This window comes from Rhizobacter sp. P2_G4 (assembly GCF_056403575.1).
In genome coordinates this window covers 744,611-758,232 of the sequence record NZ_JBFUFG010000002.1, presented here as the reverse complement: position 1 = coordinate 758,232, position 13,622 = coordinate 744,611, and the positions used below count along the sequence as shown (strand labels likewise).

Here is a 13,622-nt window from a genome sequence, read left to right as displayed (position 1 = left end):
GGTCGCCCTTAGACGATGCGCGAGAAACGCTCGCTGTCGCGCGCGGCATGCAGGTGGCGGTCGAACACCATGGCCACGGCGCGCACGAAGAACCAGCCGGTGCGCGTGACGGTCACGACACCGTCGCTGAGCTCGATCAGCCCTTTTTCAGCCAGCGCTTGCAGCCGCACCAGTTCGTCGAAGAAGTACAGCCGCGCGTCAATGCGGTGCTGCCGCTCGATGGCGTCGAGGTCGACGCTGCCCTGACACATGAGCGACATGATGATCTGGCGCCGCAGCCTGTCATCGGCATCGGGGTTCAGGCCACGCACCGCCGGCAGGCGGCCTGCCGCCAACGCCTCGTAGTATTCGGGCAAGGTCTTCGCGTTCTGGCTGTAGCAGCCGCCCATCTCACCGATGGCCGAGACGCCCAGACCGATCAGGTCGCAATCCGGCTGGGTGCTGTAGCCCTGGAAGTTGCGGTGCAGCCTCCCCTGCTTCTTGGCCACGTTCAGCGCGTCGGTCGGCAGTGCGAAATGGTCCATGCCGATGTAGTCGTAGCCATGCTCGAGGAAGCCGCTGATCGCCATGCCGAGCATCTCGACACGGTCGCCCGCCGGTGGCAGCTCGGTCGTTTGGATGCGGCGCTGCGGCTTGAAGCGCTGCGGCAGGTGCGCATAGGCATACAGCGCGATGCGGTCGGGCCGCAGCGCGCTGACCTGCGCAATGGTGCGGGCGAATGACTCGGGCGTCTGCAGCGGCAGGCCATAGATCAGGTCCATGTTGATGGATTCGAAACCGATCTCGCGCGCTGCGATGACGAGATCACGCACGGCGTCGTGAGGCTGCAGGCGGTGCACGGCACGTTGCACGCGCTCGTCGAAGTCCTGCACGCCGAAGCTGAGGCGGTTGAAGCCCAGGCCGGCCAGGTGCTGCAGGCGCTGACGCGTGACGGTGCGCGGGTCGACCTCGATCGACATCTCGGCACCGGGGGCGATGTCGAATGCGCGGCGCAGCGATGCCATCAGGCGGCGAAGCTCCTGGTCGCTGAGGAAGGTGGGTGTGCCGCCGCCAAAGTGCAACTGCGAGATGCTGCGTCGCGCACCCAGTGCCTGCGCATACAGTGCCATCTCCTGCTCCAGCGCGACCAGGTAGGCGGCCGCACGCCCATGGTCGCGCGTGACCACCTTGTTGCAGGCGCAGTAGTAGCAGATCGATTCGCAGAAGGGAATGTGAACGTACAGCGACAGCGGCGGGCTTGCGGTCGCCGTGGCGCGTCGCTGCAGCGCGGCCCCGAGATCGGCCGCGCCGAAGCCGTCGACAAAGCGGTCGGCGGTGGGGTATGAGGTGTAGCGCGGGCCGGGCACGTCCAGGCGCTGCAGCATCTCGGTGGTGATGCCGGCCGAGACGGAGGTGGGCGATGCGGTTTCTTCAGCGGAACGGGTGGTGGTGGAGCTCATGCCCGCCACTGTGCCCAAGGCAGGCCGCGACCCGCTTGACGTGGATCAATCGCGGAGGCTGCAGTTCAGCAGCCTCCCGTCACAGCGGCTCACTGCAGTCCGGCTCGTCGGCCTTGCCGACCAGCAGCAGGGTCAGTGCGCCGGAGGTGGCGATCACGCCCCAGCACAGCATGAAGGTCACGGTGTAGACGGCCTGCCGCGACCAGTCGAGCGGCGTGGCGCCGAACCACTGGAGGTCGCTCGGGTCGACGACGACGAACAGCAACGCCTCCATCACGCCGGCCATCAGGAAGGCCGGCCAGAGGATCTGCAACGCGCGTCGCTTCATCACCGTGGTCATGGTGCTGTCACGGACGCGGCGTGGCCGCGTGGTTGCGCGCCTTGAGCGCGGGCGTGTGCGAGTCGTCGTATTGCGTCTGCGCCGGCGGCTCGTTGATCACCTGGTCGCCATGGACGAGGGCCAGGCGCAAGGTGGCGAAGCTCGCTACCACCACCACGGCCGGGCCGGCGATCACCAGCCACACCATGCCGAAGCGCCACCAGGGCTGCGCCTTCGTGTCGGGTTTCGTCGCTGATGTCATGAGCTGCCTCTCTCGGTAATCGGGTTCATCGCGGAACCACAAAAGTTGATTTCTCGTGCACGGCTGCAGACGACTCGCCGCCTCGCGCAACGCGCTCGACATGGAACTGGACCGGGTGCACGCCCGACCCCACGGCACGCGCGCTTTCGGGTGGGATGCGCACGCTCACGGCCAGCCAGCGCGCCTGCGCCGGGCCGACCTCGAAGTCGGCGTGGGAGGTGACCACCGCGTCGGGCAAACCGGCCAGCGTCACGCGGTAGTGCTGCGCCGATTCGGTGGCGTTCATCACCTGCAGGCGGTACACGTTCTCGATCTGCCCTTCGCCGACCATGCGCGCCAGCACGCCGCGGTCGCGCACCACGTCCACGCGGAAGGGGCTGCGCAGCGCGAGGCTGGCCACGAAGCCGGTGGCGATGAGTGCGAGCACGCTGCCGTAGATGAGCACGCGGGGCCGGAACACGCGCTTGAGCGTCTGCGCACGGCTCCAGTGCTTGGCCAACCCGTTCTGCGTGGCAAAGCGGATCAGCCCGCGCGGGTAGGCCATCTTGTCCATCACGCCGTCGCACACGTCCACACAGGCGGCGCAGCTGATGCACTGGTACTGCAGGCCCTGGCGGATGTCGATGCCAGTCGGGCAGACCTGCACACACAGCCCGCAGTCGATGCAGTCGCCCAGGCCTTCCTTGCGCGGGTCGACCTTGCGCCCGCGCGAACCGCGTGGGTCGCCACGCTCGGTGTCGTAGCTGACGATCATGGTGTCGCGGTCGAACATCGCGCTTTGGAAGCGCGCGTAGGGGCACATGTAGGTGCAGACCTGCTCGCGCAGGTAGCCGGCGTTGCCGTAGGTGGCGAAGCCGTAGAACAGCACCCAGAACCATTCCCAAGGCCCGAATCCCAGGGTGAATGCCTCGGCCCACAAGGCGCGGATGGGCGTGAAGTAGCCGACGAAGGTGAAACCCGTCCACAGGCTGAGGGTGATCCAGGCGCCCTGCTTCGCGCCTTTGCGCCACAGCTTGTCGAGCGACCACGGCGCCGCGTCGAGCCGCATGCGGGCGATGCGGTCACCTTCGGTGTGGCGCTCGACCCAGAGGAAGATTTCCGTGTAGACGGTCTGCGGGCAGGCAAAGCCGCACCACAGCCGCCCCGCCACCGCGGTGAAGAGGAACAGCGACAGCGCGCTGAGCACCAGCAGCGCGGTGAGGTAGATGAAGTCCTGCGGGTGCAGCACCAGCCCGAAGATGTAGAAGCGGCGCGAGGCCAACTCGAACAGCACCGCAGGCCGGTCGTTCCAGGTGAGCCAGGGCAGCCCGTAGAACACGAGCTGGGTGATCCACACCATGGCCCAGCGCCACTTGGCGAACCAACCCGTCACCGAGCGGGGGTAGATCTTCTTCTGCTTCTCGTACAGCCAGACCGTCTCGCCTTCGGCATCGGTGACCGCCTGAGCGGCGGCGATCGGAATGACGCGCGAGCCGGCCATGCAGATGCCGCCTTAAGGGTTGGCCACCGCAGGCGACTGCGACAGGCTCCACACGTAGGCTCCGAGCACGTGGATCTGCTCCGGCGACAGGCGCTTGCCGTGCGCCGGCATCACGTTCGTCTTGCCCTTGTTGACCATCGCGGTGATGGCGTCTTCGCCCCAGCCATGCAGCCACACCTTGTCGGTGAGGTTGGGCGCACCCAGGGCCTGGTTGCCCTTGCCGTCGACACCGTGGCAGGCTGCGCAGGCGCCGAACTTCTTCTTGCCCGAGTAGGCCTGGATCGAGTTGTACGGGCTGCCCGACAGGCTCAGCACGTAGTGGGCGACATCGCTCACGTCCTGTGCGCCGCCCACGGCTGCGGCCATCGGCGGCATCATGCCCTGGCGGCCGTTGGTGATGGTCTGCTTGATGGTCTCGAGCGAGCCGCCGTAGAGCCAGTCGGTGTCGGTCAGGTTCGGGAAGCCCTTGCTGCCGCGTGCGTCCGACCCGTGGCAGGCCGCGCAGTTGTTGATGAAGAGGCGTTCGCCGATGCCCATGGCCGCAGGGTTCTTGGCCAGCACCTCGGCGGTCTGCGCCATGTAGCCCGCGTACACGCCGGCCATCGCCTTCTGGGCCTCGGCCTGCTCGGCCTCGTACTCGCGCTGGCTCGTCCAGCCCAGGCTGCCCTGGTGGCTGCCGAGGCCGGGGTAGAGGAACAGGTACGCGCCGCCGCAGAACACGGTCAGCACGAAGAGAATCATCCACCAGCGCGGCAGAGGGTTGTTGAGTTCGGTGAGGTCACCGTCCCACACGTGGCCGGTGCTGTTGTCGCTGGACATGACCTTGCGCTTGCTGGCGATGGCCAGCAGCACCAGGCAGGCGATGAGCGACACCACCGTCGCGACGGCGATGAAGACGGACCAGCCGTTGTTGAAGAAGTCACTCATGGCTTGCCCCTCGTGCAGGGACAGGTGCCGACTCGTCGACGGTGAACGGAATCAGCGCCGCTTCGTCGAAGGCCCGCTTGTTGCGGCGCGATACGGTCCAGGCCACGGTGCCTGCGAAGCAGACAAACGACAGCAGGGTCACGACGATCCGAAGGTCATTGACGTCCATGGTTCTTCTTTCTCACTTGAGCGCGGTGCCCATCACCTGCAGGTAGGCGACGAGTGCATCGAGCTCGGTCTGGTTCTGCACGGCCTCGGCAGAGGCAGCAATCTCGGCGTCGGTGTACGGCACGCCGACAGCACGCAACGCTTTCAGGTGCGTGGGCAGCGACTCCGCATCGACGCGCGTCTTGGCGAGCCACGGATAGGCCGGCATGTTCGATTCGGGCACCAGGTCGCGCGGGTTCTCGAGGTGCAGGCGGTGCCACTCGTCGCTGTACTTGCCACCCACGCGGTGCAGGTCGGGCCCGGTGCGCTTGCTGCCCCACTGGAACGGGTGGTCGTAGACGAACTCACCGGCCGTCGAGTAGTGGCCGTAGCGCAGCGTCTCGGAGCGGAAGGGCCGGATCATCTGCGAGTGGCAGTTGTAGCAACCCTCCCGGACATAGATGTCGCGCCCGGCGAGCTGCAGTGCGGTGTAGGGCTTGAGCCCTTCGACCGCCTGCGTGGTCGAGCGCTGGAAAAACAGCGGAACGATCTCGACGAAGCCGCCCACCGCCACGACGAGCAGGATGAGCACGATCATCAGAAAGTTGTTGGTCTCGATCTTCTCGTGGCTGAAGCCGCGCTCGGGGGTGTCGTGTGTCTTGTGCTGTTGAGCCATGGTGTTCTTTCGCTGCGTTCAGGCCATTGCCACCGCGGGGACCGGCACGCTGACCGTGCGGCCGTTGAGGGCGGTCTTCACGACGTTCCAGCTCATGATCAGCATGCCGCTCAGGTAGAGCAGGCCACCGGCCAGGCGCACCACGTAGAACGGGAAGGTGGCCTTGACGCTCTCGACGAAGCTGTAGACCAGCGTGCCGTCGGGGTTCACTGCACGCCACATGAGGCCTTGCATCACACCGGCGATCCACATCGCGGCGATGTAGAGCACGATGCCGATCGTGGACACCCAGAAGTGCAGCTCGATGGCACGCACGCTGTACATCCGGGTCTGGCCGAACATGCGCGGGATCATGTAGTACAGGCTGCCCATCGTGATCAGGCCCACCCAGCCGAGCGCGCCGGCGTGCACGTGGCCGACGGTCCAGTCGGTGTAGTGGCTGAGGGCGTTGACGGTCTTGACCGACATCATCGGCCCCTCGAAGGTCGCCATGCCGTAGAACGACAGCGCCACGATCAGGAACTTGAGGATCGGGTCGTCACGCAGCTTGTGCCAGGCGCCGCTCAAAGTCATGACGCCATTGATCATGCCGCCCCAGCTCGGCGCCAGCAGCACCAACGAGAAGACCATGCCCACGCTTTGCGCCCAGTCGGGCAGCGCGGTGTAGTGCAGGTGGTGCGGGCCCGCCCACATGTAGGTGAAGATCAGCGCCCAGAAGTGCACGATCGACAGGCGATACGAATACACCGGCCGCTCGGCCTGCTTCGGGATGAAGTAATACATCATGCCGAGGAAGCCCGCGGTAAGCAGGAAGCCTACGGCGTTGTGGCCGTACCACCACTGCACCATCGCGTCTTGCACACCGGCGTAGGCCGAATAGCTCTTCATGAAGCCGGCCGGAATGGCCGCGCTGTTGACGATGTGCAGCAGCGCAATCGCCAGGATGTACGCGCCGAAGAACCAGTTCGCCACGTAGATGTGGCGCACCTTGCGGATGCCGATGGTGCCGAAGAAGACGACCGCATAGGCCACCCACACGATGGTGATCAGGATGTCGATCGGCCATTCGAGTTCGGCGTATTCCTTGCCCTGCGTGTAGCCCATGGGCAGCGAGATGGCAGCGGCCACGATCACTGCCTGCCAGCCCCAGAAGGTGAACATCGCAAGCTTCTCGGCGAAGAGGCTGACCTGGCAGGTGCGCTGCACCACGTAGTAGCTCGAGGCGAAGAGCGCGCAGCCGCCGAAGGCGAAGATCACCGCGTTGGTGTGCAGCGGGCGCAACCGGCCGTAGCTCAGCCACGAGATGCCGAAGTTGAGTTCAGGCCAGGTGAGCTGAGCCGCGATCACCACGCCGACGAGCATGCCGACCACGCCCCACAGCACGGAGGCCAGCGCAAAGCTCCGCACCACGCGGTCGCTGTAAACCGGCGCCGCGAGGGCCGGTGTCGATTGGGTCATGGTTGTGTCCTCGGTATCGCTGTCATCGTTCGAGAATTGTCTCGACGGGGTGCCTGCTCAGGCTTGATCAGGATCAAACGGCGTGCGTGCCGTGGCCGATGTCTCGCCGCGGTTCTCTTCGAGCACACGCCATCCTTCACGGTCCAGGTCGTCGAACTGGCCGGCATTCACTGCCCAGCCGAAGACGCCGATCAGCGCCAGCACGAGCAACACAGACAGGGGCAGCAGCAGGTAGAGGCTTTCCATGGGGATACCTCAGCGCGACAGGCGCAGCGCGTTCAACACGACGGCCAGCGAGCTCAACGCCATGCCGGCACCGGCCGCCCACGGCGGCAACAGGCCCGCGAGCGCCAGCGGCACGCAAGCGGCGTTGTAGAGCAGCGCCCAGAGCAGGTTCTGCCTCATCACACGCACCGTACGTTGCGCCAACCCCCGCGCGGCGGGCACCTCGGCCAGCCGGCTGCCCAGCACGATGAAGTCAGAGCGCTGCTGAGCCAGCGCGCTGCCGTGGGCGAGTGCGAAGGACACGTCCGCACGCGCCAGTACCGGCCCGTCGTTGACGCCGTCGCCGACCATCAGCACGCAATGCCCCTCGGCCTGCAAGGCGCTCAGCGCTGCCAGCTTGCCTTCGGGCGTGGCAGAGCCACGCGCGGTCGAGATGCTCAAGCGCCTGGCCACCGCGTCGACGCTGGCTTGCGAGTCGCCCGACAGCATCTGCACTGCCACGCCCTGCGCATGGAACTGTTGCAAGGCCTCGCCGGCATCGGCACGCAGGGCCTCGTCGAACTCGAAAACGGCGGTGTCTTCGGGCCGCCCTCCGACCTGCGAGAAGGCCACGACCGGCCGCCCTGCGGACGCTTGAACGCCAAGCCACGTCGGCGACCCGAGCTGCCACAGCCGGCCTTGCGGATCGCGCGCCTGGATGCCCTGCCCCGCCACCTCGCACACAGCCGACCACTCGCCCTCGGGTGCGGGCAGGGCTTGCGTCAGCGCGCGTGACAAGGGGTGGCGCGACAGCGCCGCCAGCGATGCGGCGCGCGCCAGCATGGCGCCCCGGTCGGCGCCTTCGTGCACGCCAATGTGCGCCAGCACCAGCCGGTCTTGCGTCAGCGTGCCGGTCTTGTCGAGGCAGGCGGTGTCCGTGCGCGCCAGTGTTTCGAGCGCATCCAGGCGCTGCACCAGCACGCCGCGGCGCGCCAGCGCACCGGCGGCGCTCAGCAGGGCGGCGGGCGCCGCCAGCGACAGCGCGCACGGGCAGGTGACGATCAGCACCGACACGGCCACCCACAAGGCGCGCGACGGGTCGATGACACTCCACGCCGCCCCCGCGAGCGCGGCCATCACCAGCACGCCCCACAGGAACGGGCCGGCCCATCGATCCGCTGTTCGCAGCATCTGCGGCCGCTCGGCAAGCGCGCGCTGCACCAGGTCGACGATCTGCCGGTAGCGCGTGCCCTCGCCCACGCAACTCAGGCGCACCAGCACCGGCACGCCGACGTTCACCGTGCCACCAACGATCGATTCGCCCACGCGGCGCTCGACGGGGCGCGATTCGCCGCTCAGCAGGGCCTCGTCGACCTGCGTGCTGCCATCGATCAGCTCTCCATCGCCGGGGAAGGCCTGGCCCAGCGCCACGCGCACCCGGTCGCCGACACGCAGCCGCGATGCGAGCACGGTCTCGCTGCGGCCAGCGTCGTCGATGCGCTCCACGCTGTCGGGCATGCGCTGCAGCAGGTCGTCGAGCGCCTCGGTGCTGCGGGCGCGGGCGCGCGATTCCAGCCAGCGCCCGGCCAGCAGGAAGGTGACGAACATCGTCATCGAATCGAGATAAACCTCGCGCCCAAACGGGCCGGCGGGATCGAACGTGACTGCCGTCCCCGCGACGAAGGTAATGGCGATGCCGAGCGCCACCGGCACGTCCATCCCCATGCGGCGCTGCCGCAGCGCGTTCCAGGCCCCCGAGAAGAACGGCCCCGCCGAGAACAGCAGCACCGGCAGGCTGAGCACCCAGGCGGCCCAGCGCAGCAGGGCTTCGAGGTCGGTCGCAATCTCGCCCGGCGCGGCCATGTAGGCCGGGGCGACGAGCATCATCACCTGCATCATGCAGAAGCCGGCCACGAACAGGCGCCACAGCGCCTGGCGAGATTCACGCTGGCGCGCCACCCGCAATGCCTCGTGCTGCGCGGGCAGTGCGCGGTAGCCGGCGGCTTCCACCGCCTTGAACAGCTGCGCCAGCTTCACGCGCATCGGGTTCCAGCGGACCTTGGCGCGGCGGCTTGCGGCATTCACCTCGACCTGCAACACACCCGGCAGCGCCTGCAAGGCCGTCTCGATCACGCCGGAGCAGGCGGCGCAGTACATGCCCTGCAAGGCGAACACCGACTCGGCCAGGTGCACGCCGACGTCGTCGGTGAACCAGCGCGTGCTGTCACCGAGCGCCGCCTCGTCGTCATCGCGCAACTCCCCGTTCCCAACCTGGCCGGGCGCAGCAGCAGAAAACGGCATGGCCGGGTTGACGTTGGCGGGCTGAAAACTCATGGGCGCACTCTATGGAGCACGGCTACCCGCAGGCATGACGCAGATCAAATGCGGAGGCGCACGCCGCCCAAAACTTGATCTCGCTCAAACAAGGGTCCGGGTGAAGGTGACAGCCTGTGGCATCTGCTGGGAGAAACGCATGCCACACCTCACCACCAAGATCATTCGCGAAGAGCACAACGCTCTTGCAGCCATGCTCCGGTCGATCCCACTGCTACTGGCGCTTCACCGCAAAGACGGCACCCTGCCCGACTTTGCAGCCCTCAGGGCCATGCTGTTCTATCTGGACGAATTCCCCGAGAAGCGACACCACCGCAAGGAAACCGAGCTGCTGTTCCCCAAGCTGCGCGCGCGCACGCCCTTGTCGCGCGAACTGATCGACCACCTGGATGCCGACCACGCGAGCGGCGAACGCAAGATCCGCGACCTGGAACACGCGCTGCTGGCCTTCGAGATGATGGGCGAGCCGCGCCGCGCCGCCTTCGAAGACCTCGCGAACCGCTACGTGGCCTTCTACCTGGCGCACATGGCGATGGAAGAGCGGGATGTCTTGCCGCTGGCCGAGCGGGTTCTGACCAAGCAGGACTGGGCGGACCTCGATGAAGCGTTCGTTGCCAACGCAGACCCGCTGACCGGACACGAGCCCACAGCCGACTACGCCGAGCTGTTCACGCGCATCGTCCATGCCGTGCCCGCACCCGTGGGGCTGGGGCCTGAACACCGCAAGTCCCCTCTTCGGAGAGGGCGCTTGTCATCGTTCCTGCATGTCGAGTAGCGTTCTTGCGCGAGATCAAGCAACCCTTCAGCTCGCCCCCGAAAAATGCGCCATCGAATCCCCGGAGTCCTTCATGGCATACCGCAGCATCCTCATGCCCATCGACCAAGGGCCGCTGTGCAGCCCACGCACCCGCTTCGCTGTGCGCCTCGCGCGTGACTTCGAAGCACAGCTGAGCGGCGTGGCCAGCACCGGCCTCATCGAGCTGCCCGGCATCACCTCGGGCGCCGCAGCGCTGGCCGAGTTCGCGACCCTGGCGTGGGACGAGCTGCGCAACCACGCCGAGCACGCCTGCGCTCATTTCAAGAAAGAGTGCCACGCCGCGGGCTTCAAGAACTTCGAGGCCTGGGTCAGCGAGGGCGACCCCACCGCCACGCTGCTGCGCCAGGCGCACTTCCACGACCTCGCCGTGCTGTCGCAGCCCGACCCGTCTCAGCCGGGCCATGCGGCCGCGCAGGTGATGGTCGAGCAGATGGTGCTCTTCAGCCCGCGGCCGACGCTGCTGCTGCCCTATGCCGGGCGTTTCGACGGCAGCTGCAACACGGTGATGGTGGCCTGGGACGACAGCCGCGAAGCTGCCCGCGCCGTGTCAGACGCGATGCCGCTGCTGCAGCGCGCCGGCAAGGTCCACGTGGTGAGCTGGAAAGAAACCGGCATGTACCAGGGCAACTCGCGTCCCGCCCAGCTCGACGGCCTGTGCGCCTGGCTGAAGCGCCACGGCGTCACCGCCGAAGCTCACCGCGAGACCACCGCCGATCGCATCGCCGACGCCATGCTGTCGCAGGCCAGCGATGTCGACGCCGACCTCATCGTGATGGGCGCCTACGGCCACGCGCGTTGGGCGCAGCGTGTGGTGGGTGGCGCGACACGCGGCTTGCTGGGCGCGATGACAACACCCGTGTTGATGTCTCACTGATGAGCGTCCGCCACCTCGGGCGCCTGCTGGCGCCAACGTCCGTCGCCGTGATCGGTGCCTCGAACCGAGAAGGCAGCGTGGGCGCCACTGTCTGGCGCAACCTGCGCGCGGGCCGGTTCGCCGGGCCGGTGTGGGCAGTCAACACAAAGCATTCATCGCTCGACGGTGAGCGCGTTTACTCGAAGCCGGCCAAGCTGCCCGGCGTACCCGACCTGGCTGTGATCTGCACGCCGCCGCAGACGGTGGCGCAGTTGGTCGGCGAACTGGGCGCCCTGGGCACGCGCGCCGTGGTCGTGATGACGGCTGGGCTCAGCCCCGAACAGAAGCAGGCGATGCTCGACGCGGCGCGCCCCACGCTGCTGCGCATCCTCGGGCCCAACTGCCTCGGGTTGCTGGTGCCGCACTTGGGGCTGAACGCGAGCTTTGCGCACGTCGAGGCGCGCGCCGGTGACGTGGCGTTCGTGTCGCAGTCCGGCGCGCTGGTCACGGCCGTGCTCGACTGGGCCACCTCGCGGCACATCGGCTTCTCGCACATGGTGTCATTGGGCGAACACGCCGACGTCGACTTCGGCGACCTGCTCGACCATCTGGCGAGCGACGTGCGCACGCGCTCGATCCTGCTGTACATCGAATCGATCACCTCGCCGCGCAAGTTCATGTCGGCCGCACGCGCGGCGGCGCGCAACAAACCCGTGATCGTGGTCAAGGCCGGGCGCGCGGGCAACGGCCTGGCGGCCGCGGCCTCGCACACCGGCGCACTGGCCGGCTCGGACCTGGTCGTCGACGCCGCCATCCGGCGCGCCGGCATGCTGCGCGTGGACACGCTGCAAGAGCTCTTCATGGCCGCGGAAACGCTGGCCCGCTTCGGCGGCAACGGCGACACCGCGCTCACCATCATGACCAACGGCGGCGGCGCAGGCGTGATGGCGGCCGACGCAGCCGCGCTGGCCGGGGTGCCGCTGGCCGAACTCGACGCGGGCACACGCGCCCGGCTCGACGCCGTGCTCCCGCCGAACTGGTCGCGCGGCAACCCGATCGACATCATTGGCGACGCGCCCGCGCAGCGGTACGTCGACACCCTGCAGGCCCTGCTCGCCGACCCGCAGGCCGGGGCCGTGCTGTTCATCCATGCGCCTACCGCGATCGTGCGCTCCGACGACATCGCAAAGGCCTGCGTGCCGCTGGTGCGGCAGGCCACCTCACGCCTGATGTCGTGCTGGTTGGGCGACACATCGGTCGCGCATGCGCGGCGTCTCTTCAGGGAAGCGGGCATCGCAAACTACGGCACGCCCGAAGAGGCCGTGCACGCCTTCGATCTGCTCGCCACCTACCGTCGCAACCAGGCGCTGCTGAAAGAAGTGCCCGCCGCCAGCGAATGCGCGCCGCCGAAGGTCGACACCGCCCGCGGCATCATCGCGGCTGCGAAAGCCGAAGGCCGCGACATGCTGGGCGAGCAGGAGGCCAAGGCGCTGCTGCAGGCCTACGGAATCGATGTGGTGGAAACGCTGGCCACCGGTGCCAGCGCCGAGTCGGTGCTGGCCGCAGCCGAGAAGGTCGGCTACCCCGTCGCGCTGAAGATCCTGTCGCCCGACATCAGCCACAAGTCCGACGTGGGCGGCGTGCGGCTCGGGTTGCGCGATGCGAACGAACTGCGCGAGGCTGCGCGCGACATGCTGACCCGGGTGCGGCAGTTGCGGCCCGAAGCCCACATCACCGGCTTCACGGTGCAGGCCATGGCCGCGCGCCCGTACGCGCAAGAGCTCATCGTGGGCGCGAGCGTCGACCCGCTGTTCGGCCCGGTGCTGATGTTCGGCCAGGGCGGCACGGCCGTCGAAGTGGTGGCCGATCGGGCGCTCGCGCTGCCGCCGCTCAACAGCACGCTCGCGCGCGAACTGATCTCTCGAACCCGCGTGGCCAAGCTGCTCGCCGGCTACCGCGACCACCCTCCCGCCAAGCTCGACGCCATCGTCGGCGTGCTGGTCGCGCTGTCACGCATGCTGGCCGACCTGCCCGAGATCGCCGAGCTCGACATCAATCCGCTGTGGGCCGATGCCGAGGGCGCGCTGGCGCTGGACGCACGCGTGCGCATCAGCGCAACGCCAGGCGCGGCGCGCTTTGCGATCACGCCCTACCCCATCGAGCTGGAAGAGACCGCATCCTGGCTGGGCGAGCCGCTGCAGCTGAGGCCGATCCGCCCTGAAGATGAGCCGCAGCACCGCGCATTCGCGGAACGCCTCGACCCGGAAGATTTGCGCCTGCGCTTCTTCTCGTGCCGGCACGGCCTGCCGCGCAGCGAACTCGCGCGCCTGACGCAGATCGACTACGAACGCGAGATGGCCTTCGTCGCCGTGCGAACGGGCCCTGATGGCACGCGAGAGACGGTGGGCGAGGCGCGCGGCGTGATCGACCCCGACAACATCGAGGCCGAACTCGGCGTGATGGTTCGCTCCGACCTCAAGGGCCGCGGGCTGGGCAGCCTGCTGCTGGCCAAGCTGATCGCGTTTCTCACGCAGCACGGCACGCAACGCCTTGTGGCACTGGTGCTGCACGAGAACCGGGCGATGCGTGAGCTGGCACGCCGGCATGGGTTCGTCGTCGACTCGTCGCATGCCGAACCTGGCATGTTGCGCTTAGTGCGGCAATTGAGGCCGGAGCTGGCATCTGCAGCAGCCTAGCCACTCGAAA

General features: G+C 67.8%; 13 protein-coding genes. 3 read left to right on the top strand and 10 right to left on the bottom strand.

All coding sequences use genetic code 11. The annotated features are described in order from the left end of the window. Positions 1–8: 8 nt before the first annotated feature. From hemN to AC1DYS_RS09950, 10 genes are all read right to left on the bottom strand, one after another. A complete protein-coding gene (gene hemN / locus AC1DYS_RS09995; RefSeq protein ID WP_477899608.1) occupies positions 9–1,364 on the bottom strand; it encodes an oxygen-independent coproporphyrinogen III oxidase in 1,356 nt (451 codons plus the stop codon). Positions 1,365–1,518: 154 nt separating this feature from the next. Beyond that, positions 1,519–1,767 (bottom strand): hypothetical protein, encoded by a 249-nt coding sequence (locus AC1DYS_RS09990; RefSeq protein WP_477898511.1) that lies wholly within the window; start codon positions 1,765–1,767, stop codon positions 1,519–1,521. Positions 1,768–1,786: 19 nt separating this feature from the next. Continuing rightward, positions 1,787–2,020 (bottom strand): nitrogen fixation protein FixH, encoded by a 234-nt coding sequence (locus AC1DYS_RS09985; protein ID WP_477898509.1) that lies wholly within the window; start codon positions 2,018–2,020, stop codon positions 1,787–1,789. Positions 2,021–2,045: 25 nt separating this feature from the next. Next, positions 2,046–3,500 (bottom strand): cytochrome c oxidase accessory protein CcoG, encoded by a 1,455-nt coding sequence (gene ccoG, locus AC1DYS_RS09980; protein ID WP_477898507.1) that lies wholly within the window; start codon positions 3,498–3,500, stop codon positions 2,046–2,048. Between the two features lie 12 nt (positions 3,501–3,512). Then, a complete protein-coding gene (gene ccoP / locus AC1DYS_RS09975) occupies positions 3,513–4,427 on the bottom strand; it encodes a cytochrome-c oxidase, cbb3-type subunit III (RefSeq protein ID WP_477898505.1) in 915 nt (304 codons plus the stop codon). Continuing rightward, entirely contained in the window at positions 4,420–4,596 is a 177-nt protein-coding gene (locus AC1DYS_RS09970) for a cbb3-type cytochrome oxidase subunit 3 (protein WP_477898503.1), read from the bottom strand. Before AC1DYS_RS09970 ends, ccoP begins: the two co-directional genes overlap by 8 nt. Positions 4,597–4,608: 12 nt before the next feature. Continuing rightward, complete coding sequence (ccoO, locus tag AC1DYS_RS09965) at positions 4,609–5,250, bottom strand: cytochrome-c oxidase, cbb3-type subunit II (protein ID WP_477898501.1); 642 nt, start codon at positions 5,248–5,250, stop codon at positions 4,609–4,611. Positions 5,251–5,268: 18 nt separating this feature from the next. Beyond that, the gene (gene ccoN, locus AC1DYS_RS09960) at positions 5,269–6,708 is read right to left on the bottom strand and encodes a cytochrome-c oxidase, cbb3-type subunit I (RefSeq protein ID WP_477898499.1); all 1,440 of its coding nucleotides are present in this window, start codon (positions 6,706–6,708) and stop codon (positions 5,269–5,271) included. A 57-nt stretch (positions 6,709–6,765) separates the two neighbouring features. Then, positions 6,766–6,954: a cbb3-type cytochrome oxidase assembly protein CcoS gene (gene ccoS / locus AC1DYS_RS09955; RefSeq protein WP_477898497.1), complete on the bottom strand. Its 189-nt coding sequence runs from the start codon at positions 6,952–6,954 to the stop codon at positions 6,766–6,768. Between the two features lie 9 nt (positions 6,955–6,963). Further along, positions 6,964–9,246: a heavy metal translocating P-type ATPase gene (locus tag AC1DYS_RS09950; protein ID WP_477898495.1), complete on the bottom strand. Its 2,283-nt coding sequence runs from the start codon at positions 9,244–9,246 to the stop codon at positions 6,964–6,966. A 139-nt stretch (positions 9,247–9,385) separates the two neighbouring features. Between AC1DYS_RS09950 and AC1DYS_RS09945 the strand changes: the two genes are divergently transcribed. The 3 genes from AC1DYS_RS09945 (at position 9,386) to AC1DYS_RS09935 (ending at position 13,612) form a co-directional block, all read left to right on the top strand. Continuing rightward, on the top strand, positions 9,386–10,021 hold the full coding sequence (locus AC1DYS_RS09945; RefSeq protein ID WP_477898493.1) for a hemerythrin domain-containing protein: 636 nt from the start codon (positions 9,386–9,388) through the stop codon (positions 10,019–10,021). A gap of 73 nt (positions 10,022–10,094) precedes the next feature. Further along, positions 10,095–10,937 carry a universal stress protein gene (locus AC1DYS_RS09940; protein WP_477898491.1) on the top strand — a complete coding sequence of 281 codons (843 nt, stop codon included), beginning with the start codon at positions 10,095–10,097 and terminating at the stop codon, positions 10,935–10,937. Beyond that, on the top strand, positions 10,937–13,612 hold the full coding sequence (locus AC1DYS_RS09935) for a bifunctional acetate--CoA ligase family protein/GNAT family N-acetyltransferase (protein ID WP_477898489.1): 2,676 nt from the start codon (positions 10,937–10,939) through the stop codon (positions 13,610–13,612). Before AC1DYS_RS09940 ends, AC1DYS_RS09935 begins: the two co-directional genes overlap by 1 nt. The last annotated feature ends 10 nt before the right edge of the window (positions 13,613–13,622 follow it).

What these genes read in the sequence shown, in the direction of transcription:
- AC1DYS_RS09990 (WP_477898511.1), bottom strand. Translation starts at nt 1,767, where the DNA reads ATGAAGCGACGCGCGTTGCAGATCCTCTGGCCGGCCTTCCTGATGGCC.
- hemN (WP_477899608.1), bottom strand. Translation starts at nt 1,364, where the DNA reads ATGCTGCAGCGCCTGGACGTGCCCGGCCCGCGCTACACCTCATACCCC.
- ccoG (WP_477898507.1), bottom strand. Translation starts at nt 3,500, where the DNA reads ATGGCCGGCTCGCGCGTCATTCCGATCGCCGCCGCTCAGGCGGTCACC.
- AC1DYS_RS09945 (WP_477898493.1), top strand. Translation starts at nt 9,386, where the DNA reads ATGCCACACCTCACCACCAAGATCATTCGCGAAGAGCACAACGCTCTT.
- AC1DYS_RS09985 (WP_477898509.1), bottom strand. Translation starts at nt 2,020, where the DNA reads ATGACATCAGCGACGAAACCCGACACGAAGGCGCAGCCCTGGTGGCGC.
- AC1DYS_RS09935 (WP_477898489.1), top strand. Translation starts at nt 10,937, where the DNA reads ATGAGCGTCCGCCACCTCGGGCGCCTGCTGGCGCCAACGTCCGTCGCC.
- ccoN (WP_477898499.1), bottom strand. Translation starts at nt 6,708, where the DNA reads ATGACCCAATCGACACCGGCCCTCGCGGCGCCGGTTTACAGCGACCGC.
- ccoO (WP_477898501.1), bottom strand. Translation starts at nt 5,250, where the DNA reads ATGGCTCAACAGCACAAGACACACGACACCCCCGAGCGCGGCTTCAGC.
- AC1DYS_RS09940 (WP_477898491.1), top strand. Translation starts at nt 10,095, where the DNA reads ATGGCATACCGCAGCATCCTCATGCCCATCGACCAAGGGCCGCTGTGC.
- AC1DYS_RS09950 (WP_477898495.1), bottom strand. Translation starts at nt 9,246, where the DNA reads ATGAGTTTTCAGCCCGCCAACGTCAACCCGGCCATGCCGTTTTCTGCT.
- ccoS (WP_477898497.1), bottom strand. Translation starts at nt 6,954, where the DNA reads ATGGAAAGCCTCTACCTGCTGCTGCCCCTGTCTGTGTTGCTCGTGCTG.
- AC1DYS_RS09970 (WP_477898503.1), bottom strand. Translation starts at nt 4,596, where the DNA reads ATGGACGTCAATGACCTTCGGATCGTCGTGACCCTGCTGTCGTTTGTC.
- ccoP (WP_477898505.1), bottom strand. Translation starts at nt 4,427, where the DNA reads ATGAGTGACTTCTTCAACAACGGCTGGTCCGTCTTCATCGCCGTCGCG.